Source organism: Acinetobacter sp. YH12069, from assembly GCF_013419675.1.
Taxonomy (GTDB): Bacteria; Pseudomonadota; Gammaproteobacteria; order Pseudomonadales; family Moraxellaceae; genus Acinetobacter; species Acinetobacter amyesii.
This window is the reverse complement of sequence record NZ_VOZS01000009.1, coordinates 119,152-144,333: the sequence shown is the minus strand read 5'-3', so window position 1 is coordinate 144,333 and position 25,182 is coordinate 119,152. Positions and strand designations below refer to the sequence as shown.

The following is a 25,182-nucleotide window of genomic DNA, read 5'->3' as shown; positions in this document are numbered from 1 at the left end:
TTATGCTGTGGTCGGCTTATTTGATAATGGCCGACTCAATATTTAATTTATTTGGAATTAATTTTTCGTTATAAAACGCATCAGCGACTTGCTGCTGTTCTTGCGCCACTTGTGCAGTAATCGGCGTCACTTGATTGCCTAAGCGAGAAATTGATGTTTTAAGCACATCTAGACCTAAGCCGGTTTTGCCTTCGAGTAACTTGGCCGCTTCGTCTTGATTTTTTGAGACCCATTGCGCGGTCAAATTCAACTCATTCACCACAGCTTGCAGGACTTTTGGATTTTCCTGAGCAAATTTACGATCGGCCAAATAGAACTGGTAGTTCTTCACCAAGTTTTCGCCATTGGCAATGGTGCGAGCATTAAGTTGATGCTCAGCGGCAGAAAGGAACGGGTCCCAAATTACCCATGCATCAACTGCACCTTTTTCAAAAGCAGCACGTGCATCGGCAGGTGGTAAATACACGACATTGATGTCGCTAAATTTGAGTTGATTGGCTTCCAACAACTTGAGCAAGAGGTAATGCACGTTTGAGCCTTTGTTTAAGGCCACACGTTTACCTTTTAAGTCCTGAATACTGTGAATAGCCGAATCTTTTTGCACAATTAACGCTTCAGCTTTTGGAACTGCAGGTTGGTTGGCAATGTAAACCAAATCGGTTTGAGCGGCTTGAGCAAAGATAGGCGGTGCTTCACCGACTTCACCAAATGACACGCTGCCCACATTGAGGCCTTCAAGCAGCTGTGGACCCGCAGGAAATTCCACCCATTTGATATTTACACCTTGGCTTTTTAAGGCTGTTTCTAAAGTTCCGCGTTCTTTTAAAATTGGCAATAAGCCATATTTTTGGAAGCCGATATTTAAGGTGACATTTTCTTCAGCCTCTTTTTTGCCACAGCCCGACATCATCATGGCACCCACAACCGCTGTAGACAGTACAAGTGTTTTTGTCCAAAGTTTTGCTTTGTGCGTACGCATGTGTTGCTCCTATAAAGGCCTAAAGTTGCAGAACTGTTGATTTATGAACACATAAGCTAAAGAGTTTTCTTTTTCGAAAAAAATAAGAAAACTTAAATTTAAAATCAGGAAAAAAGATAAATAAAAATCAGCAAAACTTATGAAAAATTATGATTTTAGAAAAACATATAATGTGCAGAGGTATTATTTTAAGTTGTTGAAATTATTTTATTTATTATGGTTATTTAAATGGCAGATATAGTTATTCTGTGGCTTGCAAAGTGATTGAAGGGTTATGCCAAGGGATTCGGCATAACCTTATGCAAAATAATGCTATTCAGCGCATAAAAAAAGCCACTTTAAAGTGACTTTTTACAAACCAATGAGTTTCTTTGATAGTTATATAAGGCCTGACGGGCATTCGGTAAGTCATCGACACTGACTTGTTCAAAACCTTGTTCAAGGAACCAATGCGCTGTTCGTGTGGTCAAAATAAACAATTGTTCGATACCTAAATCTCGCGCTTTTTCTTCTAAATAATGCAAAATTTGGCTACCGCGATTTGATTTTCGATACCCTGGATGCACAGCTACGCACGCGATTTCAGCAGAGCGTTTTTCATTCCCTGTGACAGGAATCGGGTATAACGCAGCGCAGGCCAAAATCGTACCGTCACGTTCAATCACTGCAAATTGTCCAATTTCATTTTCCAGACGTTCGCGTGAGCGATAAACCAAGATACCTTCTTGTTCGAGAGGACGTAAGAGATTGATTAAGCCGCCAACATCTTGAATATCGGCAGTACGTACTTCTTCATAATGCGCATCAGTGATCATGGTGCCAGAACCGTCACGTGTGAACAATTCTTCGATCAATGCGCCATCATAAGCATAGGAAATGAGATGAACACGATGTACGCCTTGAAGGGAGGCATCTTTGGCAACGCTTAAATGCAGGGCAATATCGGGGTTAGAATCTTGATATTGCAAAATATGCTGATCAAGTTGATGAGGCGTAATTTCGCGTTGTAGCTGCCCATGTTCATTGTGTAAACCATGTTGTTTGCCCAAGAAAATTAACTTATCCGCTTTTAAGCTAATGGCGGTTTTGGTCGCAACTTCTTCAGCCAATAAATTAAACACTTCACCTGTCGTGGAATAACCTGTTGGCGCAAGCACCACAATATTTTGGCTCTCTAAATGACGTTGAATCGCATCGATATCGACGGAACGAACTTCACCAGACAGTTGAAAATCGATACCGTCACGAATGCCATACGGTTTTGCCGTGACCAAATTGCCTGAGACCACATCAATACGCGCGCCGTACATCGGTGAGTTGGCTAAACCCATAGATAGGAGGGCTTCAATTTGCAGACGAATGGAGCCAACAGCATTCATCACAGCAGGTAAAGATTCGCGAGTGGTGATGCGACGATGATGATGAAATGGTGTCTGGATGCCGCTGCTTTGTAAATTATAATTGATTTGCGGACGAGCACCATGCACCAAAATTAGACGAATACCAAGTGAGTGTAATAAGGCAATATCATGAATAATGTGTTGAAAATTTTCATGTTGCAGCGCTTCACCATCAAACATGATGACAAAGGTTTTGTTACGATGCGCATTAATATAGGGTGCAGAATGACGGAACCAATGCACATACTGTAAGGTTGTGCTGGAAGATGGTTCAGTGATATTCGTTTGCATGCCTATGCCTGTTTATTCGCTCTGTTATGGATGATTCTAAACAAAAACAGATGACAGCGGAAAGCAAATATAAAAAAACACCTGAACAGTGTTCAGGTGTTGGGAAAGGGACTCAAGAGATCGTTGAATGATTAGCCATTCTTAATTCGAATGATGCGATCGGTACGATCATTGACTAGCACGTAATCACCATTGATTTTGTACCATTGTTGATAACGACCGGTGTTCGGTAAGCGGCGTGCTTCACGATCACTCACTTTGTAGCGGCTTGAGTCGAAATAACGTGGAAAGCTTTGACCGACACGCCAATCACGGCTTGGGTTTACACGACGAGAGTCATTACGGTCGTAGCGATTATTGTCATAACGGTTGTTGTTATTCCAATTGCTCGGACGGTGGTCATTGTTCCAACGGTTATCTTGATGTTGGTATGACGGATGGTAACGGCGGTCATCTTGACGATGGTCTGGTGCAGCGATTGCTGCTGTCGTTGCCATTAAAGCCGATACTGAAAGAACTAAAGTCGATACGATTTTGTTCATGGGACACCTCTATACATTTCTAATCTGTTTTTCGATGATTCAAAATTAGCGAGAAAGTTCAGAGAAAGCGTGGGGGTAATATAGTTGAATTGTGAAATGTATGGAGGAAATTTGAAGGTGTGCAAATGACCTGAAAGCTAGGCAGCATCAGGCTTTTCGGTTAAATGTTGAAAAACCTCATAAAAAAACCCAGAGTTAATCTGGGCTTTAAAAAATATGGCGAAATTTAATTCAAAATGGCTTACATACCTAAAATTTTCAGAATACTGTTACTATCTGAGTTGACCAATATGTAGTCATTATTGATTTTATACCATTGCTGATTACGCGATGGTTTAGGTAAGTTATGGTCTTTATAATCGACTTTATAACCATTACCACGATAATGCTGTGGCATCACATAGCCCGTTTGCCATTTATGTTGTTGCAAACGTTTGACTCCACGTTGTTCACGCATACGGCGTCGATCTTCAAGATCGTCATCGTCCTGATAACCACGGAAATCACGATCTTTTTTCATTTGACCATATGCATTGCCGCGTGGGCCATCAAAGCCACGTTCATCGTTCTTGAAGTGAGGCGCTGCAGACGTGATGCTGCTTGCTATTAAAGCACTGAAAGAAAGAGCCAAAATTGGCAAAATCTTTTTCATGTTCAACCCTCATGAGTAATTTATCTTCAATATCACTACTGTACGCATTAAATGCAGAGAAACTGTGAAGAAAGATGAATATTTCTTTAAATAAAACGAAGAGATTGCGGATATTATGCGATAAATTTCGCGCTGAGAACAATCTTTCCATATTGAAAGCGATGGTCCGATAATGCGTGCTTTTTATCCTTGCAATGCAGTCTTGATCAAATTTGAGGTCTATTGTAAGCACGATCAAAAACGCCCATCAAGTCTTGATGGGCAAATGGGGTAGAGATACTGGACTGGAAAAGGTGAGTAAATCCGGGTTTTAGTACCACTGCTCATTGAGGCATTGGAGTGAATAAATCGCTTGAGCCACAGATTCAGCTTGCTCGGCATCGTCCATTGCAGAGATCAAATTTTCAGTCAGTTGTAAGTTTTCAATTGAACGAATGGTTTCAATTTTGCGTGTTTGATCAGCCATTTGGGTCTCCTTGCCGTCGGTCTATGTCATGGCCAGCAGTCTATGCTTTTATACTTAATTTGAAAAACCGAATATTATTATAAAAATAATTTAAAAATACGATCAATGGAAAGTTGGGTAATGAAGCTGTCTATTGATCAAAGCTTGTTGAATTTCAAATGCTAATCTAAGGGTTTAAAAAAAGGGCATCAAATGGCCCTTTTTAAACATGAATTTTTCACTTGGAACACACTTAGTATGCGTATTTCAGGTCAGTATAATCCGTTAATGATTTTTGAATATGAGCTTGAATAAATTCATTAATATCTTCAGGTGTCATTGCTGCACCTTGTTTGGTAATCACATGCTCAAACGGTGCTTGATCTTGCGCAATGATGCGATAAACAAAGTTAGTGATCACTTGAAAGCCTGCTTCTTGCTTTTGAATGCAAGTGATATAGAAATAGGCATGCTCAAAGTTTAAGTCAGTATGCGAAAAAATAAATTGTTCAAATAATTTTGCATTTTGACCGACATCTAATCCTTTTAAATCGTCCACGATACTCGGGTCGAATTTCATCCCATATTTTGCTGAAATCGGTTGACCATCGACCAGTAGGTTAACCATGCCATCCTCAGTTGGAGTCACTGTAATATTGCTAAAGTCAGACATGTATCAATCCAATGTTTTTAAAGAATGCCCCAAGTATCGGCAAATTTGCTAAAAACTCAAGTCGACTTTCGCGTGGTCACTGCAAAATCAGTCGGTTAATGATGCGTTGTAAAGATTCAAGACATAAAAAAAGGAAGCGCGATCTTCCTTTTTAAATTGGGTTTTCACCCTATTCATCTTGGGCATCTATGCTGGCACCGGTTAAATGCAAGCTGTCGTCACCCATTAAATATAAATATGCAGGCATGATGCTTTCAGGCGTAGGCAAAGTTTTTGGATCTTCGTCTGGATAAGCTTTTGCACGCATGGCAGTACGTGTCGCACCAGGGTTAATACAGTTAAAACGAATATTGGGGTGTTCATTTTCTTTAGCGAACAATGTGCTTACGGCTTCAATGGCAATTTTTGAAACCGAGTACGCGCCCCAACGTTCACGGGCTTCACGTCCCACACCCGAACTGGCAAAGACCACTGAGGCATGCTCAGATTTTTGTAGTAGTGGCATCAGCTCTTGAGTCAGTACAAAGGGCGCGCGAAGGTTCACCGCCATGACATCATCCCATACATCCACAGGATAATGTTCTAGTTCAGTTCGCTCACCCAAAATCCCAGCATTATGCAAAATGCCGTCTAGGCGACCAAATTGCTTTTCTAAGGTATCGACCAACAGCTCATAATCACGAGGAGAGGCACTAGACAGTTGTAGCGGTAAAATCGCCGGTTGGGGGGCACCCAAGCCTTCAATTTCATCGTAAATCACTTCTAGTTTATTCAGTGTGCGTCCATGTAAGACCACGGTTGCGCCATGTAAGGCATAACTGAGGGCAGCCGCACGGCCAATACCATCGCCCGCACCTGTAATCAGGATAATGCGATCTTTGAGCAGATCGGGGCGAGGTTGATATTCTGAATATTTCATCCGTACCTCCTCGTTTTATTGTGTTGTGTTCTATCGTTATAAAGTCGCTGTGTTGAGCGTTTTCGGTTTGATGACCAAATCATGAATGGCTTCATGCAGGTCAGCAACAGTCTTCACTATACAATCTGCATGCCAAGCTGTTAAGTCATCTTTGTGTTGTAAAGGTAAATAGCCATAAGCCGCAAGAATCGTGTACATCTGCGCATTACGACCTGCATCGATATCACGTGGATGATCACCGACATAGATACAGTCTTGAGCATCTAGATGAATGTGCTTGGCGGCTAAATACATCGGCTCTGGGTCTGGCTTGGTTTTACTGACATCATCTGGGCAAACCAATACCGAGCAGCGCTCAGTCAAATTCAGCGCTTTGAGCAACGCTTCACTGAGTGAGCGCGGTTTATTGGTGACGATACCCCACGGAATTTGATGTTGTTCTAACTCTGCGAGTAGTGGATACATGCCTTCAAACAGATCGGTATCAACTGCAATATCAGCACCATACAGATCTAGAAAGCGTTGACGATGTGCCAGAAAGACAGGATCTTCAACGTCTAACTCTGGATAGACCAGTTTGACCATGGCACGCGCGCCTTCAGATACTTGTACACGAATGTCTTCTGCACTGACCACCGCAATGCCTTTGTCACGGCACATGTCTTGAATAATACGAATAAAATCAGCCGCGGTATCAATCAGTGTACCGTCAAGATCAAAGAGTACAGCTTTCATTAGGCTTCTTTCACCGTATGAACCATGTAGTTCACATCCACATTCGGTGCGAGCCAATAGCGTTTGGTGATTGGGTTATAATGTAAACCCGTCATATCTTTGAGTTTTAACTGGGCTTGACGAATATCATGAGCTAATTCTGAAGGCTTAATAAACTTCGAATAATCATGTGTGCCTTTAGCCAACATGCGTAAAACATATTCCGCACCAATAATCGCAAACAAATAGGCTTTAGGATTACGGTTAATGGTCGAGAAGAATACATGACCACCCGGTTTTACCAGTTTTTGACACGCTAAAATAATTGATGCTGGATCAGGTACGTGTTCCAGCATTTCCATACAGGTAACGACGTCATATTGACCTGCTTGCTCTTCTGCCAATTGCTCTACAGGCACTTGGCGATATTCAATATTTTGCACATTTTCTTGTTCGGCATGTAGGCGTGCAACATTTAATGGCGCTTCGCCCATGTCGATACCCAATACTTGCGCACCGCGACGTGCCATACTTTCAGCTAAAATACCGCCGCCACAGCCCACATCTAATACTTTCTTGCCAGTGATGCCATTTGAATGCTCATCTATCCAGTTCAAACGCAAAGGATTAATCATGTGCAAAGGGCGGAACTCAGAATGCTGATCCCACCATATGGCTGCGAAAGCTTCAAATTTGGCAATTTCTTGTGGATCAACATTCAATTGCGACATCGGTTGCACCTCAATCAAGTCTTTATATTTTAGAAAAAAGTTTATGGGAGTTAGTGTAGCGCGTCCTGAAAAAAAAGCGATAAAAGCCTTAAAAAAGTTCACAGAATGAAAACGAAATCGACAGATTTGATTTATAGTGTTGCCATAAACTAATCATAATGATTTTGAGGACGATAAGTTCAATGAAAAAATTCCTTTTAGGCACGATTACAACAGCTATTTTGGCTTTTTCCGGCAGTGCGATGGCAGCACAATTTGTCGCGGGGACTGATTACACGGTTATTCCAAAACCGATTAAAGTCGAACGTCCGGGTAAAATCGAAGTCCGTGAGTTCTTTTGGTATGGCTGCCCACATTGTTTTACATTAGAACCGCATATGCAAACGTGGTTAAAGCAATTGCCTAAAGATGTACGTTTTGTCCGTACACCTGCAGCAATGAATCCACTTTGGGAACAAGGCGCGCGTGCTTACTATGCATCGGAAGCACTAGGTGTTCGTCAAAAAGCACATTTACAATTGTTCCATGACATTCATGTGGGTCAAAAAAATATCTTAGAACAAGGCGCATTTGCTAAGTTCTACACCCGTTATGGTGTTCCTGAAGCGAAATTTAACAGCACATTTAAATCATTTGCTGTGTCTTCAAAAATTGCTCAAGCGAAAAGCTTAGCGGCTCAATATCAATTGAGCGGCGTGCCTGCGATTACCGTCAATGGTAAATACATCGTACAAGGTGAAGATGCACGTACCGTTGAAATCGTGAAATTCCTTGTTGATAAAGAACGCAAAGCGAAATAACAGATATCATAAAAAAGCCGCACTCGATGCGGCTTTTTTATGGCGATAAATTTTGTGGATCAGAGATTTGAGCCAAAGATCGATCCCAATGTAAGATGCCACGAAATAAGAGCTGAACTTGAGTCTGAGCTTGGCGGCGAAATTGTTGTAGCGCATCAGTACGTTGTGGAAGGTCAATATGTCGATGTATGTCAATCCACTGCATTGCCCAACTTAAGGCCAATTCAAACAAAATTTGTCCCAATACTTTGAGGTCTTGTTCGGATTGAATATGTTGAGTCGCTTCAACTTGAGCCAGTGCATGGGCCAAATCGGTACTGAGAAAATTAAACTCACGAGTAATGGCTTGTCTTAAGAATGCTGAACCACCCCAACGTTCAGCAATAAGAAACATCCATGCCTCAGGAAATTGCTCAACGGCATGAAATAAATAATCCAGACTTTGTCGTGTGCGTGCATCTGGTGCTTGAAAGCATTGCTGACTCAGTTGATTGAGGACATTCCGAAGGTGCAGGGCCATTTGGTCGACTAGTTCCAAACCGAGCTCATCCATGTCCTGAAAATGGCGATAAAACGCAGCAGGAACCAAGCCGACATGACGGGAAATTTCGCGTAAGCTCAGACTGCTAAAAGAACGGCCTGTGGTACTCAATGCAAGCGCTGCATCAAGGATAGCTTTACGACTTTGTTGCTTACGTTCTTCCCGTATCGACATGCAATTCGTCCTGAATTTTGCGTGGCTTCAGTCTAACAAATTTCCTGATGTCGTACGATGGGCCTATCAAAACTTGGATGAATGGATTTTGTAAATGCACACGAATGCGTCCCGAATCTGGCTGTACCTTCTGTTATAATGTGCCGCAATCAATTTTGTCAGATTAAGGACTCATTATGCGTATCGACCAACGAGCATTAGATCAATTACGTGAAGTAAAAATTACCCGTAACTACACACGTTATGCGGAAGGTTCTGTATTGGTTGAATTTGGTCATACAAAAGTTCTTTGTACTGCAAGTGTTGACAACTCAGTACCGCGTTTCCTTAAAGGAAAAGGTCAGGGTTGGGTGACTGCTGAATATGGCATGTTACCTCGTTCAACACATACACGTACTGACCGTGAAGCGGCGCGTGGTAAACAAAGCGGTCGTACTCAAGAAATTCAACGTCTGATTGGTCGTAGCTTACGCGCGATGGTGGATTTGAAAAAATTGGGTGAAAATACCATCAGTATCGACTGTGATGTGATTCAGGCAGATGGCGGTACACGTACAGCATCAATTACAGGTGCAGCTGTTGCCTTGGTTGATGCAATGAATGTCTTGCTTGAAAATAAAAAAATTAAACAAGATCCATTAAAAGGTTTAGTTGCTGCGATTTCTGTAGGGATGTATCAAGACGAAGCATTACTTGATCTTTGCTATGAAGAAGATTCAAGCTGCCAAACAGACATGAACGTAGTGATGACACAAGCTGGTGAGTTCATTGAACTTCAAGGTACAGCAGAAGACAAACCGTTTACACGTACACAGTGTAATGAAATGCTTGAACTTGCTGAAAAAGGCATTCAAGAATTGATCAAAAAACAACAAGAAGCTTTAGGCTGGTAAGTTGTTTGATTCAGTTCAAACTGAATAAAGAACGCATCTTCGGATGCGTTTTTTTATGCGTTGAATATAGAAAATCCAACACGAATCGGCTATTCAGTAGCGTGTCTTTGGCTCAAATTAATAGGATCAGGATGCTTTGAAGGACTAAAAATGAAAAATTGGATGATGTATTTTTCTTTGTTCATCGTATTGTTGATCAGTGGTTGTGATTTTTTTGGAAATCAGGATCAAGAGCGTGAAGGTGGTCGTTTTTCTGAACAAAGTGAAAACTCAAAAGATCAGGACGATGATCAAGATGAGCGCGAGCAGCATGAAGACGATGCGGAGCATGAAAAGGACTCCGAGCATGAAGATGAAGCTCGACGAAGTTCAAAACAACAGCAAGATGATGATTAAGTCATGCTAGATCTTAAGCATCAAAAAGGGTGCTACAGCACCCTTTATTTATGTTTAGAGTAAGTCTAGAGCGTTAGGCATTAAAGCGCATCGATAAATCAATCGCTGTGACATCTTTGGTGAGTACACCCATCGAAATATAATCGACCCCTGTCGTTGCCACTTCACGTAAGTTTGCAATGGTGATATTGCCTGAGGCTTCAAGTTTGCAGCGACCATTCACGTGTTTGACAGCATCAATCATTTGTTGCTGACTAAAGTTATCCAACATCACAATATCCGCACCTGCTTCCAACGCTTGGTTGAGTTCGTCCCAAGTTTCTACTTCCACTTCAACGGGTTTACCCGGAGCAATGGTATGCGCTTTAGCAATAGCTTGGCTAATGCCACCAGCAGCCATGATGTGGTTTTCTTTAATTAAAAACGCATCAAATAAACCTAAGCGATGGTTTTGACCACCTCCGACAGCAACTGCATATTTTTGTGCAATACGTAGGCCTGGTAAGGTTTTACGGGTATCGAGTAGACGAGTATTCAAACCTTCCAGTTGTTGAACATATTCAGCTGTTTTAGTGGCTACAGCCGATAATGTTTGCACAAAATTCAGTGCAGGGCGTTCAACGGTTAATAGGCTACGTGCAGAACCTGCTAATTTTAAGAAAGCCTCACCTGCTGAGACACGTTCCCCATCATTTTTTAACCATGTGACTTGTACACTTGCATCAAAAGTTTGAATGAGCGCATTGACCCACGGTTGCCCTGCTAGCACCATATCTTCACGACTAATAATTGTTGCGGTCGCTTGTTCATCTTCTGGAGTTAACAGGGCTGTAATATCGCCTTCGCCAATATCTTCTTGTAGTGCGTGTTGAATATTGATTTGGATTGATTGTTCAAGCAAAGATTGCGATATGCTCATAAGAAGTTCCGTATCTTTTTAACCCAGGAAAATGTGCGCGTTATATTAGCATTGTTCCTTAAAAATGAGCGATTTTTAACTCCTTTCACAGACTTGAATTGAGATTTCAATGTGAAAGTTTTAGCATTAAAACTTTCAAGTAGGGCTCGGCGTTTTGATCTGCAGCATTGCAGGCCGGCTTAGACACAGGATTTTTTTATGTCACAAGCAACAACATTTCAGGTGCAGGATGGGCAATTGCTAGGTGCGCGTCAAGTTCCATCACCGAATTTTAACCAGCGTCCTGAAGATACCGAAATTCAGCTTGTCGTCATTCATAATATTAGTTTGCCACCTTCTCAGTTTGGCGGTGGTTATATCGAACAATTTTTCCAAAATCAGTTGGATTGGTCGAAACATCCTTATTTTCAAACCATTGAAGGGATGCAGGTATCGACACATTTATTGATCCTGCGTACAGGCGAAGTCCTACAGTTTGTCAATTTTAATGATCGGGCTTGGCATGCTGGTCGTTCAACCTATTTAGCGCAAAAAGAATGTAATGATTATTCGATAGGTATTGAGCTCGAAGGAAGTGATGATTTACCTTTTGAAGCTGCACAATATGCCGTGCTGACAGAGGTCGTGGCGTGTTTACAACAGGCTTATCCTAAAATTCAACAACATATTGCAGGGCATTCAGATATTGCACCGGGACGTAAAACTGATCCGGGTCCATTTTTTGAGTGGAACGCTTTTCGTCAGCAGCTGCATCATTTTAAAAACAAATAAACAATACACACTGCGTTTAATAAACCAATGAAATTCCTTGACGAGTTTCATTACAATAGGCGCACTTTCAAAAGTGAGAAATACCGATGGCGCTTTGGCGTTCGACAGTTATTGTCAGTGCAATGACTATGTTGTCCCGTGTATTGGGACTGGTACGGGATATTGTCCTGTTAAATGTATTTGGTGCAGGTAAAGACTTCGATACCTTCGTGGTTGCCTTTCGTATTCCTAACTTTTTTAGGCGCTTATTCGCAGAAGGGGCATTTTCACAAGCCTTTATTCCTGTATTGACTGAATATAAAACCAGTCGAACCCATGCCGAAGTCCAGATTCTGATTAGCCGTGTTTTTGGCTGTTTAGGTCTGGTGATGACTAGTTTGACGTTCATCGCAATGGTGGCGGCACCCGCGATTATTTATATCTATGCACCGGGTTTCCATGGTGATGCAGACAAGTTTGCGTTAGCTACCGATATGTTCCGCCTAACGATTCCTTACTTACTGTTTATGTCCTTAACGGCATTTGCCAGCAGTATTTTGAATAGTTATGGCTCATTCAGTACACCTGCGTTCGCTCCAGTGTTACTTAATGTCGCGATGATTGCCGGTGCGCTATGGTTAACCCCTTATATGGCCGAGCCAATTATGGCTTTAGGTTGGTCTGTTGTCGCTGCAGGCTTCTTACAATTGGCGATTCAGATTCCAGAGCTGTGGCGTAAAAAATTACTGATTCCACCGAAAGTTGACTTCAAACACGAAGGTGTTGATCGCATCATGAAGTTGATGCTGCCAGCACTGTTTGGTGTCTCAGTGACGCAGATCAACCTACTGTTGAACACCATTTGGGCGTCTTTCATGCAAGATGGTTCGGTGTCATGGTTATACAGTGCCGAACGGATGACCGAATTGCCATTGGGCTTAATTGGTGTCGCGATAGGTACCGTAATTTTACCTTCGTTGTCTGCGCGTCATGCTGAACAAGATCAAGAAAAATTCCGTCGTATGATTGATTGGGCAGCTAAGGTCATTATCTTGGTGGGTGTGCCTGCAAGTATTGCGCTTTTCATGCTCTCTACACCTATTATTCAGGCCTTATTTGAACGTGGTCAATTTAGCTTTGAAGATACACAGATGACCGCATTGGCATTGCAATGTATGAGTGCCGGTGTGATTTCATTCATGCTCATTAAAGTGTTTGCACCAGGGTTTTATGCGCAACAAGATACCAAAACTCCTGTACGTGTAGGTTTAATGGCGGTCGCAGCCAATGCCATTCTTAACGTGGTGTTTATTGGATTCTTTAAACTGATTGATTGGCATGCTGAGCATATGGCCTTGGCATTGGCATCCTCTGGTTCCGCATTAGTGAATGCAGGGATGCTGTATTTTTATTTACATAAGCGCAATATTTTTCGCTTTGGCGCACATTGGAAAAAGTTGGTGATTCAGTTTGCGATAGCCAATGCTGTGATGATTGCTGCACTGTGGTATGGCTTAACATGGTACAACGGTGATGTATCTGCGTGGATGCGTGTCGCGGAAGTGATCATCTTATGTGTGATTGGTGTTGCTGCTTATGGTATCGCCTTAATTGCAACAGGCTTTAGACCACGTCACTTAAAACCATAAAGCTAAAACCATACAACGTAGTAAGTTTACGTGGATGTAAAAAAATAAGAGCCTATAGGCTCTTATTTTTTTGATTGAGACTCAAGATGATAAAAACATACGTTTCTGATTCATGAGTCTGAGGGGAGTAATTTGTAGTTTAAAACGACATTCAATCAGTCGCCTAAACTTTTCCTCGAGAGAGGAAACCAACAATTGCGAGAATGACTGCAATAACCAAAAGAATAACAGCAAAGTCTTTGGATAAGCCTGCCACACCACCAAAACCTAGCAGACTCGCAATCAAAGCAATTACAGCGAAAATAATAGCCCAGCGGAACATAGTTTTATCTCCATGTGATTTTTTATTCTGTCTCATCAGTATAGGAGTCACAGAAAGCATGCTATGTATTCTTTTGTTTATTTAATGTTCAATATTCGGTAACTTAAACAAGGAATTTATGTGCGGGTTCAGTTAATATGCCTGCCACCTTCGTTGCGAGCGAGAAGATGACCGATACTCTACGCCCACATTTTTGGAAAAAGCATGCTTTGACTGAACTCACCCATTTGGAGTGGGAGTCCCTCTGTGATGGTTGCGGGCTTTGTTGTTTAATCAAGCTTGAAGATGAAGATACGCAAGAGGTGGCTTACACCAAAGTGGCATGCAAACTTTTAGATTGTGAAACCGCCAGTTGTTCCGATTATCCAAATCGCAAATCACACGTTGCAGACTGCATACAGCTGACACCTGAACAAATTCACCAATTTCATTGGCTACCGCCGAGCTGTGCTTATCGTAGAATTTCTGAAGGGAAAGATTTACCGCGTTGGCATCATCTAGTGACGGGAAGTCGTGACAGTATTTTGAAGGCACGAAAGTCTGCCGCAGGGCGTTGCATCAGTGAAGAAGACGTCAACCCTGATGATATTGAAGATTATATTGTGCGTTGGGTACGCTAAAGGACACAGATACGCTCAATTTTGGGTCTAGAGTTGATCTTGTATCATGGCCAGAAAGTCTTGTTCTGACAGAACCTGAAATCCATGCTGTTTAAGGAGTGCTGTGGTTACTCCATAGCCCTCAATTTTTGTACGCGTAAAGCTGCCGTCATAAATATAATGACTACCGCAAGACGGACTACGATCCTTCAATACCACCACATCAACCTTATGCAATTGGGCCAATTCCAACATGCGATGGGCACCCGCGATAAATTCAGCACTGACATCTGTGCCCAAGACATCTTTGACTTGGGCTGTGCCATTGAGCACATCACTGGCTTGACCATTTTGAATTTCTGCAGGAAAACGTGGACAGCTCAGGCCGCCCATCATTTCTGGGCAGGCCGTAATGACTTGGTGAGTCTGCATCAGTTGGCAAATTGCTTGTTGTGTATTTGATTTGGCATCATAACGAACGGGTTGGCCTGCCAGACAGGCACTGACTAAATACTTCAGTGTCATCGTGTCTTGCTCCACAAGTTTTAGTGACTCAAAAGTTCCATCGCATGGTCATAACTGAGCGGACGATAAAAGTAAAAACCTTGTCCAGTATGACAATTACATTCTTTTAAGGTATCGACCTGTTCCGGTTTCTCTATACCTTCGACTAATATATTCAGGGAAACACTCGCACCAATTTGTGTAATCGCTTTGACAATGGCAAGTGCTGAACAGTCGGTATGCATGCGTTCCACAAAATTACGGTCGATTTTAATACAGTCGACAGGGTAGTTACTTAGACGTGTTAATGATGAATGACCTGTACCAAAATCATCTAAAGAAATGTGGATGCCATGGTCTTTCAATAAATTGAGGGCGCGAATCACATAATTTGAGCCACGTTCTGACAGGCTTTGCTCGGTAATTTCGACCTCAATAATATCTGGTGATATACCAAACTGCTTTAAGCGATTCAGTAGTTTTTCCGCATAATCATCACGTAAAAATTCGACAGGTGCAGCATTTATTGAAATCGGTAGCGGTTGCAGTCCAAGTTCAATCCATTTTTGAATATCTTGAAAGATTTTAATTTGCATTGTTTCACTAATGCGTGAAGCCAATTCATAATCTTGAAATGCAGCAAAAATTTGAGAAGGTAATTGTAATTGTTGGTCTTTATCGTACCAACGCAGCAAAGCTTCAAAGCCGACCACTTGACTGTCAGAAAGGCGAACTTTGGGTTGATAAAACGGAATAATTTGATTGGACTTAATCAGGCTGCGGGCTAGCGTTAATTGGCGAGTGGTGTTTTCAAGAATTTTAAACATGGTGTGGTTGAACATTCGCACCCCACCACGACCACTGCCTTTTAAATCATTCAGTGCAATATCTGCGCATTTAAGTAAATTCGAGGAATTTTGTGCATCGCGTGGGTAGATCGCACAGCCAATACTCATACCTATATTGATGCTTTGTCCATTATAGAAAATCGGCATATCCATTTGCTGACAGGCGATGCTGGCAATATCTGTTAATTGTTGTTGCGATTTTAAGTTCGGAATAGAAATGGCAAATTCATCGCCACCTAAGCGTGAAACCACGATATTTGCATCAAAACAGTGCTGAAAACGCTGTCCAAGGGTATGCAGTAAATGGTCTCCAGCACTATGCCCTAAGGTGTCATTAATATGCTTAAAATAATCCAGATCGATCAATAACAAACCCAGTTGTTGCTGATGTTCTCGTGCCACTCTTAAGTGACTTTTAAAGACTCGACTAAACGCACGGCGGTTTAATAAACCTGTTAAATCATCCTGTTCAATGATCCGTTGGAGTTTATTTTCCGCCAGTCGCTGTACCGTAATATCACGGGAGACACAGAGAATTTCTTTGACTTGACCATATTCATTGAATACTGGGCTGAGCATGTTATCCCAATAAGCCATGGGTTCATCGGCCACTTGGCTCATGCCGACAAAGCGAGATATTTTGCCTTCTTTGGCTTCTGCAAAAGCATTCAGACACGCGTCGCGGACTTCTTCAGGCAATAATTTGTGCCATGACATACCAAACTCAGTTTCAGTCGGCGACACACCGAGAGCTAAGCAACCAGCGCGGTTCATATGCAGAATATGACCGTCTAGGCTTAATAATTTAATACAGTCGACACTGGCATCTAACATTTGATTACGGCTGTCGAGTTTTTCGCGTAATTCTGCACATTGGGTATGTTGTAATTGTATATTCTTGGCTTGAGGCATTTGTTGAAATGAATATATAGATAGATCAATGCCTTGTTGAACTTGAGGTATTTGCTTTTGCTTTAATGATTGCTTCATACAATCTGTCCAATTGGGTCAGGCAAGCTAAAAATGGGATATCTAGCCGATCATACTTTAATTTGATCGATAAGGGATAAGATCTCTTGTTACATTATAGTTAACATTCGCCTAAGGATTTTTACATGCAAGATACTTAAATAATGACATCAAACCAGCCTCTTAAATTGAATATCGAATAAAGCAAAGATTCTGCCAAGGCAGTGTTAGAATAGAAAAAACGTCCCCAATTGCCGGAAACGAAATAATAAGATGTCAGACAGCCAAATTCCTCTTCCTGAACGCATGCGTCCTCATGATTTATCGCAAATTATTGGACAAGATCACCTTTTGGGTGAAGATGCACCGTTACGCCAGATGATTGACCAAGGGCATTTGCCATCGATTATTTTTTGGGGACCTCCGGGTGTAGGTAAAACCACAATTGCATTGTTGTTAGCGCAGGCCGTTGACCGACCATTTATTAGTTTATCTGCGCTCAATACTGGGGTGAAAGAGTTACGTGAAATCATCGCCGATGGTGGAGATTTATTGACACCTGTGGTGTTTATTGATGAAATTCATCGCTTTAATAAGTCACAACAAGATGCCTTACTGAATGCTGTTGAAAAGGGCAAAATTACCCTGATTGGTGCAACCACAGAAAATCCCTCATTTGAAGTCAACAATGCCTTATTGTCGCGTTGTCAGGTGTATACCTTAAATGCTCTGGATAATGACGTAATTCAGCGCTTATTGGATCAAGCCATTCACCAAGATTCGTTTTTAAAAGAGCGTTATATTCAAATCGAAGAATATGAAGCTTTATTTCAATTTGCCGCAGGTGATGCTCGTAAAGCATTAAATCTTTTAGATTTAATCGCCAGTACGTTTGAGCCAGACTTAGAAAATATCATTAACAATGCGGTGGTGGTCAAAGTTGCGCAGCAAAATATTGCACGCTATGACAAATCGGGCGAACAGCATTATGATTTAGTTTCGGCTTTTATTAAGTCGATTCGAGGCAGTGATCCAGATGCCGCTTTGTATTGGATGGCTCGAATGCTCAAAGGTGGTGAAGATCCTGTTTTTATTGCCCGTCGTATGTTGATTGCGGCATCTGAAGATATTGGCAACTCAAATCCAAATGCTTTACTGTTGGCTGGAGAATGTTTCCGATCTGTGCAGGCAATTGGTATGCCTGAATGTCGAATCATTTTGGGGCAATGTGCGGTGTATTTGGCAACCAGTGCTAAAAGTAACAGTACTTATTTGGCCATCAACAAAGCCTTAGATTTGGCAGAAAAAACCTCGAATCTACCTGTGCCATTGCATTTGAGAAATGCACCAACCAAATTGATGAAAGAGCAAGGCTATGGCGTGGACTATTTATATCCACATAATTATCCTGAACATTTTGTCATGCAAGACTATATGCCGCCTGAACTGAAAGGCACTAAGCTGTATGAGTCTGCACGCAATAAACGTGAAGTCGAAGGTGAGCGTTTGCAGCAACGCCGTTGGATGCAACAACAACAGCAACAATGATTTGAATGATCATAATGAAAAGGCGCTTCGGTGCCTTTTTTTATGTCTAATTCACGCAAAAAAAAGCCCAACTCAAGGCGAGCTGGGCTGAAAAAATAGGATGCCTTTGGGGAGATACATCCTAGAGGGTAGATGGAAAATCTGGTCGGCATACACATTGGAAACTTATAGATCCTAATGCTGCCTGGTATGTGGCTATCTTAGTGTGAACTTGGCTAAATGTGAAACAGAGGATTTTTATGGTTAACATTTGTTTTTTCGATCATGGATTAATCGAGTAATATTTTATTAAAAAACCGAGCTAAAGAGCTCGGTTTTTTAAATCGATGAACGAATTAGATATCAGAAAGGTCGATACCTAAACGTGCAGCAACTTCTTCATACGCTTCAACCACACCGCCTAAACCTTGACGGAAACGGTCTTTGTCGAGTTTTTTCTTAGTGTCTTTGTCCCATAGACGGCAGCCGTCTGGAGAGAATTCGTCACCCAATACGATACGGTCGTGGAACACACCAAATTCAAGTTTAAAGTCAACAAGCAACATGTTGCCTGCATCGAATAGACCTTTAAGTACTTCGTTTACTTTATAAGTCAATTCTTTCATTTGAGCGAGTTGTTCTGCAGTCGCCCAACCTAAAGCAATCGCTTGTGATTCATTCACCATTGGGTCGCCTAACGCATCGTCTTTGAAGAACAATTCGAAAGTTGGCGGAGTAAGTTCTTTACCTTCTTCAACGCCTAAACGACGGCAAAGTGAACCTGCTGCATAGTTACGGATTACGCACTCTACAGGAACCATGGTTAATTTTTTCACTAAAACTTCAGTTGGAGAAAGAAGTTTTTCGAAATGAGTTTCGATACCAGCCGCAGCCAATTTTTCCATGATAAAGGCGTTAAAACGGTTGTTCACCTTACCTTTGCGATCCAGTTGTTCAATTTTTTCACCGTTGAATGCAGAAGCATCGTCACGGAAAACTAGGATGAGGTGGTCAGAACTATCTGTTTCATAAACAGATTTCGCTTTACCAGTATAGAGCAAGGTTTGTTTTAACATGAGGGAACCTTTTTCGAGAAAAAATGCCTAGTACGACTAGGCTGGCCAATTTTGGTAAATCTGAGCTAACAGATCTGCAGCTTTTTCTTTGTCTGCAAAACTGTTATCGGCATTGAACACAGCGATGTTATTGCTTGAACCTACAGAAGAAAGTCTTAAAACATAGGTCTGTTGATCGACCTTGACGGTTACTTCGTAACGGTTTTTGCTCTGACCAACAATGGTATGGTTAAGGCTGCTGAGGGTAGCAAGTGTGTATTGCCAAATTGTAGCAGAATTTCCTTCAACTTTGATCAGCGGATTTTGATTTCCATCCACCAATAGTTGAGGACGGCTAATATTTGTACTGTCTGTTGAAGAATCTGCGACGACATTATTTTTTTCCTCGGCTGGGCGAGGAAGGGCATAGCGGTTGCCGCGCTTGTTTTCAAGATTTGGCGCATGCTCAATTGCAAGCGGGTCAACCGATGGAGCTGGATACAAAGGCGTTGCAGGACGAACCATCGACCCTTCAGGGTATTTCAGTGGTTCAACATCTGTGGTTTGTTTATAGTCCAGTGTGCCGTTATTAAAGGCAAGTGAACTACAACCGGCTAATGTAAACACTGAAAGTGCCAGGCTAAGTCCTAAACGTAATTGCATGATGTTTGCTCTTCTTTATTTGATAACGCCCGCAGTGATGAGTGCTTCACGAAGCGGAGTGCGATATTGTTCTGCAAGGGGTGTTAATGGTAAGCGAATGCCTGTTTCAATCAGGTTCATCTCATGAAGTGCCCATTTCACAGGAATTGGGTTCGATTCGCAAAATAATATTTGATGTAAATTTGCAACAGTATTGTTTTGTTGCTCGGCTTGAACTGCATCACCTGCCAAAGCGCTTGCGCACATTTCGCTCATTTCTTTTGGCGCCACGTTCGCAGTAACCGAAATGTTGCCTTGAGCACCTAAACCCATCAACTGATAAGCCGTTGCATCATCACCTGAGTACACCACCATATCTTTGCCTTTTAGGCCTTCAATGAGTTCTTGACCACGTGGAACATCGCCAGTTGCGTCTTTAATCCCTACGATTTGTGGAATATCAGCAAGACGGATCACGGTGTCATTGTGCATATCTACACCGGTACGGCCAGGTACGTTGTATAGAATTTGAGGTAAATCAACAGCTTCAGCAATCGCTTTGTAGTGCTGATACAGGCCTTCTTGGGTCGGTTTGTTATAGTAAGGTGTTACTAATAATGCCGCATCTGCACCTAATTCTTTGGCTTCTTTGGTGAGTTCAATCGCTTCGTGGGTTGAGTTTGCACCTGTACCGGCAATAATTGGAATGCGTTTGTTCGCCACACGGATGATTTCTTTGATCACCTGAGTGTGTTCGGCCATGCTTAGGGTAGAAGCTTCACCTGTAGTCCCTACAGCAACAATACTGTTGGTGCCTTGCTTTATATGCCACTCAACCAGCTTCTCGAGGCTCTTCCAATCTACGCTGCCATCTTCAAACATTGGGGTGACGATTGCGACAATTGAACCTTGAATGGTCTGAGCTTGCTGAGTCATTTTGAAAAGCTATCCTATTTGTCCATCCGACAAGATGAAATATAGATTTCTGGATGGTTTCGAATTTTGATTTGTAGCATGTTCATTGGGCTATACCCAAATTGAATAATGCTTACGCAAATTATGACTGATCAAACGCATAAGAACAATATGCTTTGGTCAAAGCCATAAAATTCTTTATACAAATCAAACTTAAAACAATCAAGTGTAAAATAGCGGTTTTTTTGCAGTCTGAAAATTGTTCAGCAGGGCTGAATCTAGAAAATGTGTTATTCAATCGAGAGGGGTGGCATGGCTGATGGGGATTGATTAAATCATCAGCAAAGGGTTGATCTATCTCTATTCCGTGCTTTTTAATCAGAATTTAAGATTAAATAACAATGACTAAAGATTTAAAAACTATATCAATTCGCTCGGGTTTTATTACAAATGATTGTTAAAAACTTGGGTAATAATCTTTTTTATATCTAATAGAAATAGACATGTTTTTATGAGTGTTTAAAAAGATCGCTTGATTTGACTGTTCATTGCACGATTCATATTTTTTTATTTTAAATTTTTAATTGTTTTTACGACTTTGTGACTTAAAGCACAAAAACTATTACACCATGCACGTAATCCAATTTTGGACGAAAGGCTTCAACTTATTGGTAGTTATATCCTTTATAAGGCTCAGCGATGATGCGACTTAATTTGAACGCTGATGACAACAAGGATTCTCCAATGGAAAAGTCAGATAATAAGCATGCTATTGTCACGGTAGCAATCTGCTTCCTTATTGCCGTAATCGAAGGTCTGGATATTCAGGCTGCAGGTATTGCAGCAGCAGGGATTCGTGAATATTTCGGGCTGGATAGCTCGCAGCTAGGGGTGTTTTTTAGTGCCGGTATTTTAGGATTATTACCTGGTGCTTTGGTGGGTGGTCGGATTGCAGACCGAATGGGCCGTAAAAAAGTATTAATTTGGTCTACGGGGATGTTCGCCATCTTTACCTTATGTACGGTATGGGTAAATAGCTTCCATAGCTTACTCGCTGTACGTTTTCTTGCAGGTGCAGGTTTAGGTGCAGCAATGCCAATTTTAATTACCTTGGCATCTGAATCGGTAACGCCACAAAATCGTGGTCGTGCAGTCGGTTTGATGTACTGTGGTATGCCTGTGGGTGCGGCAATCTTATCATTGGTCGCAATGACGGACTTCGGTGCAAACTGGAAAAATATTTTCTATTTAGGCGGTTTATTACCGATTGTTGTGATTCCATTGATGATTTGGTTCCTGCCCGAATCGCGTGAATTCTTGAAAGCCAAAGATCAAGCGGTTCAAGCGACCGCCAATGGCGAAATGCAACAAGGTGCTTTCAAAAACCTCTTTAACACAGAAAACCGTTTACGTACTTTCTCAATTTGGGTGAGCTACTTCTTCACCTTGATGGTGGTGTACATCATGTTGAGCTGGTTACCGTCGTTGTTCACCGAACTCGGTTTCACTCGTAAAGATGGTGCAACTGCGCAGTTCTACTTCATGGTGAGTGCAACCATTGGTACGATCATTTTAGGTATGTTGACTGATCGTTGGAAGAAAGCTTATGTGATCATTTTGATGTACGGCGGTATTTTGGCAGGTCTATTTGCGCTGAATGGTGCAGGTTCATTGACTCAAATGTACATGGCGTCAGCTTTAGTCGGTGCATTCGTGATTGGTTGCCAAGGTGTATTGTATGCCTTCGGTGGTATCGTGTATCCGACACAGTTACGTGGTACGGGTGTTGGTGTTGCTTCAGCCGTTGGTCGTGTCGGTGCAATGTTAGGCCCTGCAATTGCGGGTCAGCTATTGGCAGCAGGTTTTGGTGCGGCAGGGGTGATTACCGCTGCAATTCCATGTATCGCAATCTCTGCAGTATTTATGTTGTTGTTGGTACGTCGTATTCCATCTTAAGGAACATGTCATATCAAAAAAAGCCCGCATCATGCGGGCTTTTTTTATGGCGACAATAGAAGTCGCACTAATGCTCTAAACCAATATAAATAAATGTATTTTATGTAAAAATACAGCAGAAAGAGAAAATAAAAAATCAACGTAGAGGGGCTATGTCAGCAAGAAAACTGGTCGCAATTTTTAAAGTTGATCAACGTGAATTCAGTTTGTATCTACATCAATACGAACTTATCTTGGAACTCAAACCTGTATTTCAAAGACATCGCCAACAGCCGAGACAAAATGCGTGGTTGGCCTTTGCCGATGAACCTACCCTAGAAGATGTTGCTGAAAAGATTAATGCGTTTGAGGTCATGCAGCAGACACGCAGCCATTTATTAAAATATATCTTTCAACATCAACCGCGATATTTTTATTTTCATGCTTCGACTCGGCGAAAAGCCCGTATTTACCCACGCTTTGCACAACGTTTGGTTGAGCATTTGCCCAAGTATCGGTATTGTCAGGAAGGACAGTCATTTTATTTTTATGCACAGGACTGAATACTAAGGCTTTTAAAATATGAGCGAATCAGTAGAGTCGCCGAAAATGCATGACAACGGATGGAGAGATATGCAAAAAAATACAGCGCTGATTGTGGTCGATGTACAAAATGGTTTTACCCCGGGTGGTCAGTTGGCTGTTGCCAATGCCGATCAAATTATTCCAGGGATTAATCAACTGGGGCAATACTTTACGAATATTGTGCTGACTCAAGATTGGCATCCAGCCGACCATATCTCTTTTGCTGAAAATCATCCTGAGCATGTACCTTATGACAGCATAGAGCTGAATTATGGAACGCAAGTATTGTGGCCGACGCATTGTGTACAAGGCACACAGGATGCCGAATTGCATCCTGATTTAAATTTACCAACGGCGCAGCTAATTATCCGTAAAGGTTTTCATCAGCATATCGACAGCTACTCTGCTTTTATGGAAGCAGATCAGAAAACTTCAACAGGTTTGGCGGGCTATTTGCGCGAACGTGGTATTGATACAGTCTTTGTGGTTGGGATCGCCACGGATTTTTGTGTTGCATGGACGGCAATGGATGCACGTAAGCTTGGTTTTGAAACTTTTGTGATTGCTGATTTGACCAAAGGGATCGATTTACAGGGTTCTTTACAGCATGCATGGCAAGACATGTTGGCGAATGGGGTGAAGCGTATTTACCTGAAAGATATTGTGCAGCAGCATGCACAGGCATTATCTTTGGCATGACCCAGTGGGCTCAGTTGAGAAAAGGCACAAGGGTGTGCCTTTTTTTGTCCCTGTATTTAAATGGAAGATGCCTATGTCGGCTTTCTTAAAATTCACTCAATTTGTGCAGAAAACATTTGCGATTTGGGTGGTGCTGTTTGCAGCGCTCGCCATGTTTTTTCCCGATGTATTTGTTTGGTTAAAAGCATATATCCCATGGATGCTAGGCATCATTATGTTGGGTATGGGCATGACCATGACACTGCAAGATTTTAAAAGTGTATTGCAAAGCCCTAAAGCTGTGATGATCGGGGTTTTGGCACAGTTTATTGTGATGCCGGGATTGGCTTTTTTCTTGTGTAAATTATTACAACTGCCGACAGAGATCGCGATCGGGGTCATTCTTGTCGGTTGCTGTCCGGGTGGAACGGCTTCTAATGTCATCACCTATATGGCAAAAGGTAATACCGCATTATCTGTTGCCTGTACCTCTGTTTCGACATTACTCGCACCGGTTTTAACCCCTGCGATTTTCTATTTGCTGGCAAGCCAATGGATCGAAATTAATGCGGCATCGATGTTGGTTTCAATTTTACAAGTGGTTTTATTTCCGATCATTGTGGGGTTAATGATTCGAACTGTCTTTAAGCACCGAGTGGATGCCTATATACAGGTCATGCCATTGGTTTCTGTTGTGGCAATTGTAGCGATTGTGGCAGCAATCATTGCGGGTAGTCGAACACAGATTTTGCAATCAGGTTTACTGATTCTTGGGGTAGTGGCCTTACATAATGGCTTGGGCTATCTATTGGGTTTTTGGGCCAGCCGACTGTTTAAATTGCCCTATGCAGACTGTAAAGCAGTGTCGATTGAAGTTGGGATGCAAAACTCAGGTTTGGGTGTGGCATTGGCGGCGACCCATTTTGCCGCTTCACCTCTGACCGCTGTGCCGAGTGCGATTTTTAGTTTGTGGCACAATATTTCGGGTCCCGCACTGGCAACCTATTGGGCAGCACGGACGAGTGAGCCCAAAGCATCGGAACAAGACAAGCCTGTTCAATAAACAAAAAAATTCAGTAAAAAAGAGGGTAATCTCCCTCTTTTTTGATGTCGAAAATAAATTTTACGATTTGAT

At 42.0% G+C, this 25,182-nt stretch carries 28 protein-coding genes; 11 read left to right on the top strand and 17 right to left on the bottom strand.

All coding sequences use genetic code 11. From position 1 onward, the window contains the following. Positions 1 to 16: 16 nt before the first annotated feature. The 9 genes from FTU16_RS08665 to ubiG all read right to left on the bottom strand — a co-directional run bounded on the left by FTU16_RS08665 (position 17) and on the right by ubiG (position 7,346). Complete coding sequence (locus FTU16_RS08665; RefSeq protein ID WP_180163090.1) at positions 17 to 979, bottom strand: sulfonate ABC transporter substrate-binding protein; 963 nt, start codon at positions 977 to 979, stop codon at positions 17 to 19. A 338-nt stretch (positions 980 to 1,317) separates the two neighbouring features. Then, positions 1,318 to 2,670, bottom strand: coding sequence for an amino-acid N-acetyltransferase (gene argA / locus FTU16_RS08660; RefSeq protein ID WP_180163089.1), 1,353 nt, complete (start codon positions 2,668 to 2,670; stop codon positions 1,318 to 1,320). 131 nt (positions 2,671 to 2,801) lie between these two features. Continuing rightward, the gene (locus FTU16_RS08655; protein WP_180004327.1) at positions 2,802 to 3,212 is read right to left on the bottom strand and encodes an RcnB family protein; all 411 of its coding nucleotides are present in this window, start codon (positions 3,210 to 3,212) and stop codon (positions 2,802 to 2,804) included. Positions 3,213 to 3,453: 241 nt separating this feature from the next. Beyond that, positions 3,454 to 3,864 carry an RcnB family protein gene (locus FTU16_RS08650; RefSeq protein ID WP_180008591.1) on the bottom strand — a complete coding sequence of 137 codons (411 nt, stop codon included), beginning with the start codon at positions 3,862 to 3,864 and terminating at the stop codon, positions 3,454 to 3,456. Positions 3,865 to 4,174: 310 nt separating this feature from the next. Next, positions 4,175 to 4,330 (bottom strand): hypothetical protein, encoded by a 156-nt coding sequence (locus FTU16_RS08645; RefSeq protein ID WP_168379727.1) that lies wholly within the window; start codon positions 4,328 to 4,330, stop codon positions 4,175 to 4,177. A gap of 232 nt (positions 4,331 to 4,562) precedes the next feature. Further along, positions 4,563 to 4,982, bottom strand: coding sequence for a hypothetical protein (locus FTU16_RS08640; protein WP_180063057.1), 420 nt, complete (start codon positions 4,980 to 4,982; stop codon positions 4,563 to 4,565). 169 nt (positions 4,983 to 5,151) lie between these two features. Then, positions 5,152 to 5,901 carry a YciK family oxidoreductase gene (locus tag FTU16_RS08635; protein ID WP_078190639.1) on the bottom strand — a complete coding sequence of 250 codons (750 nt, stop codon included), beginning with the start codon at positions 5,899 to 5,901 and terminating at the stop codon, positions 5,152 to 5,154. A gap of 36 nt (positions 5,902 to 5,937) precedes the next feature. After that, on the bottom strand, positions 5,938 to 6,636 hold the full coding sequence (locus tag FTU16_RS08630; protein ID WP_180163088.1) for an HAD family hydrolase: 699 nt from the start codon (positions 6,634 to 6,636) through the stop codon (positions 5,938 to 5,940). Further along, on the bottom strand, positions 6,636 to 7,346 hold the full coding sequence (gene ubiG / locus FTU16_RS08625; protein ID WP_111885096.1) for a bifunctional 2-polyprenyl-6-hydroxyphenol methylase/3-demethylubiquinol 3-O-methyltransferase UbiG: 711 nt from the start codon (positions 7,344 to 7,346) through the stop codon (positions 6,636 to 6,638). The genes FTU16_RS08630 and ubiG overlap by 1 nt, the downstream gene beginning before the upstream one ends. Positions 7,347 to 7,528: 182 nt before the next feature. Between ubiG and FTU16_RS08620 the strand changes: the two genes are divergently transcribed. Next, positions 7,529 to 8,146 carry a thiol:disulfide interchange protein DsbA/DsbL gene (locus FTU16_RS08620; RefSeq protein WP_111885097.1) on the top strand — a complete coding sequence of 206 codons (618 nt, stop codon included), beginning with the start codon at positions 7,529 to 7,531 and terminating at the stop codon, positions 8,144 to 8,146. Positions 8,147 to 8,183: 37 nt separating this feature from the next. Here FTU16_RS08620 and FTU16_RS08615 read toward each other — a convergent pair whose 3' ends face one another. Beyond that, positions 8,184 to 8,861, bottom strand: coding sequence for a TetR family transcriptional regulator (locus FTU16_RS08615; protein WP_180004330.1), 678 nt, complete (start codon positions 8,859 to 8,861; stop codon positions 8,184 to 8,186). 176 nt (positions 8,862 to 9,037) lie between these two features. On the opposite strand from FTU16_RS08615, the gene rph reads away from it, so the two are divergent. Both rph and FTU16_RS08605 read left to right on the top strand, forming a co-directional pair. Further along, the gene (gene rph / locus FTU16_RS08610; RefSeq protein ID WP_078190634.1) at positions 9,038 to 9,754 is read left to right on the top strand and encodes a ribonuclease PH; all 717 of its coding nucleotides are present in this window, start codon (positions 9,038 to 9,040) and stop codon (positions 9,752 to 9,754) included. 150 nt (positions 9,755 to 9,904) lie between these two features. Beyond that, positions 9,905 to 10,150 carry a hypothetical protein gene (locus FTU16_RS08605; RefSeq protein ID WP_180008601.1) on the top strand — a complete coding sequence of 82 codons (246 nt, stop codon included), beginning with the start codon at positions 9,905 to 9,907 and terminating at the stop codon, positions 10,148 to 10,150. A gap of 73 nt (positions 10,151 to 10,223) precedes the next feature. On the opposite strand, the gene nadC is transcribed toward FTU16_RS08605, so the two are convergent. Beyond that, complete coding sequence (nadC, locus tag FTU16_RS08600) at positions 10,224 to 11,069, bottom strand: carboxylating nicotinate-nucleotide diphosphorylase (protein WP_180008603.1); 846 nt, start codon at positions 11,067 to 11,069, stop codon at positions 10,224 to 10,226. Positions 11,070 to 11,267: 198 nt separating this feature from the next. Here nadC and ampD point away from each other — a divergent pair, with 198 nt between their 5' ends. Together ampD and murJ are read left to right on the top strand one after the other, a co-directional pair. Continuing rightward, entirely contained in the window at positions 11,268 to 11,840 is a 573-nt protein-coding gene (gene ampD, locus FTU16_RS08595) for a 1,6-anhydro-N-acetylmuramyl-L-alanine amidase AmpD (RefSeq protein ID WP_180008605.1), read from the top strand. An 86-nt stretch (positions 11,841 to 11,926) separates the two neighbouring features. Beyond that, the gene (gene murJ / locus FTU16_RS08590) at positions 11,927 to 13,468 is read left to right on the top strand and encodes a murein biosynthesis integral membrane protein MurJ (protein ID WP_078193266.1); all 1,542 of its coding nucleotides are present in this window, start codon (positions 11,927 to 11,929) and stop codon (positions 13,466 to 13,468) included. Positions 13,469 to 13,631: 163 nt separating this feature from the next. Here murJ and FTU16_RS08585 read toward each other — a convergent pair whose 3' ends face one another. After that, a complete protein-coding gene (locus FTU16_RS08585) occupies positions 13,632 to 13,790 on the bottom strand; it encodes a DUF1328 domain-containing protein (RefSeq protein ID WP_005006601.1) in 159 nt (52 codons plus the stop codon). 167 nt (positions 13,791 to 13,957) lie between these two features. Between FTU16_RS08585 and FTU16_RS08580 the strand changes: the two genes are divergently transcribed. Continuing rightward, complete coding sequence (locus FTU16_RS08580) at positions 13,958 to 14,410, top strand: YcgN family cysteine cluster protein (protein ID WP_168379729.1); 453 nt, start codon at positions 13,958 to 13,960, stop codon at positions 14,408 to 14,410. 27 nt (positions 14,411 to 14,437) lie between these two features. Here FTU16_RS08580 and FTU16_RS08575 read toward each other — a convergent pair whose 3' ends face one another. Together FTU16_RS08575 and FTU16_RS08570 are read right to left on the bottom strand one after the other, a co-directional pair. Continuing rightward, complete coding sequence (locus FTU16_RS08575) at positions 14,438 to 14,914, bottom strand: DUF523 domain-containing protein (RefSeq protein ID WP_180022315.1); 477 nt, start codon at positions 14,912 to 14,914, stop codon at positions 14,438 to 14,440. Positions 14,915 to 14,934: 20 nt separating this feature from the next. Next, a complete protein-coding gene (locus FTU16_RS08570) occupies positions 14,935 to 16,731 on the bottom strand; it encodes an EAL domain-containing protein (protein WP_180008609.1) in 1,797 nt (598 codons plus the stop codon). A 252-nt stretch (positions 16,732 to 16,983) separates the two neighbouring features. Here FTU16_RS08570 and FTU16_RS08565 point away from each other — a divergent pair, with 252 nt between their 5' ends. Continuing rightward, a complete protein-coding gene (locus FTU16_RS08565; protein ID WP_180054159.1) occupies positions 16,984 to 18,258 on the top strand; it encodes a replication-associated recombination protein A in 1,275 nt (424 codons plus the stop codon). Between the two features lie 335 nt (positions 18,259 to 18,593). On the opposite strand, the gene purC is transcribed toward FTU16_RS08565, so the two are convergent. Genes purC through dapA form a run of 3 tightly spaced genes read right to left on the bottom strand, consistent with a single transcriptional unit; the run spans position 18,594 to position 20,870 of the window. Beyond that, the gene (gene purC, locus FTU16_RS08560; RefSeq protein ID WP_078190626.1) at positions 18,594 to 19,313 is read right to left on the bottom strand and encodes a phosphoribosylaminoimidazolesuccinocarboxamide synthase; all 720 of its coding nucleotides are present in this window, start codon (positions 19,311 to 19,313) and stop codon (positions 18,594 to 18,596) included. Positions 19,314 to 19,349: 36 nt separating this feature from the next. Beyond that, positions 19,350 to 19,955, bottom strand: coding sequence for a lipoprotein-34 precursor (NlpB) (locus tag FTU16_RS08555; protein WP_180004340.1), 606 nt, complete (start codon positions 19,953 to 19,955; stop codon positions 19,350 to 19,352). A gap of 15 nt (positions 19,956 to 19,970) precedes the next feature. Beyond that, on the bottom strand, positions 19,971 to 20,870 hold the full coding sequence (gene dapA, locus FTU16_RS08550; RefSeq protein ID WP_180163087.1) for a 4-hydroxy-tetrahydrodipicolinate synthase: 900 nt from the start codon (positions 20,868 to 20,870) through the stop codon (positions 19,971 to 19,973). Positions 20,871 to 21,593: 723 nt separating this feature from the next. Between dapA and mhpT the strand changes: the two genes are divergently transcribed. The 4 genes from mhpT to FTU16_RS08530 all read left to right on the top strand — a co-directional run bounded on the left by mhpT (position 21,594) and on the right by FTU16_RS08530 (position 25,110). Further along, positions 21,594 to 22,805, top strand: a complete 1,212-nt coding sequence (gene mhpT / locus FTU16_RS08545; RefSeq protein ID WP_180135756.1) for a 3-(3-hydroxy-phenyl)propionate transporter MhpT — start codon at positions 21,594 to 21,596, stop codon at positions 22,803 to 22,805. 152 nt (positions 22,806 to 22,957) lie between these two features. Further along, positions 22,958 to 23,347, top strand: a complete 390-nt coding sequence (locus tag FTU16_RS08540) for a hypothetical protein (RefSeq protein WP_180049689.1) — start codon at positions 22,958 to 22,960, stop codon at positions 23,345 to 23,347. Positions 23,348 to 23,417: 70 nt separating this feature from the next. Next, positions 23,418 to 24,068: a bifunctional nicotinamidase/pyrazinamidase gene (gene pncA, locus FTU16_RS08535; RefSeq protein WP_078193259.1), complete on the top strand. Its 651-nt coding sequence runs from the start codon at positions 23,418 to 23,420 to the stop codon at positions 24,066 to 24,068. 73 nt (positions 24,069 to 24,141) lie between these two features. Then, a complete protein-coding gene (locus FTU16_RS08530) occupies positions 24,142 to 25,110 on the top strand; it encodes a bile acid:sodium symporter family protein (RefSeq protein ID WP_078190620.1) in 969 nt (322 codons plus the stop codon). The last annotated feature ends 72 nt before the right edge of the window (positions 25,111 to 25,182 follow it).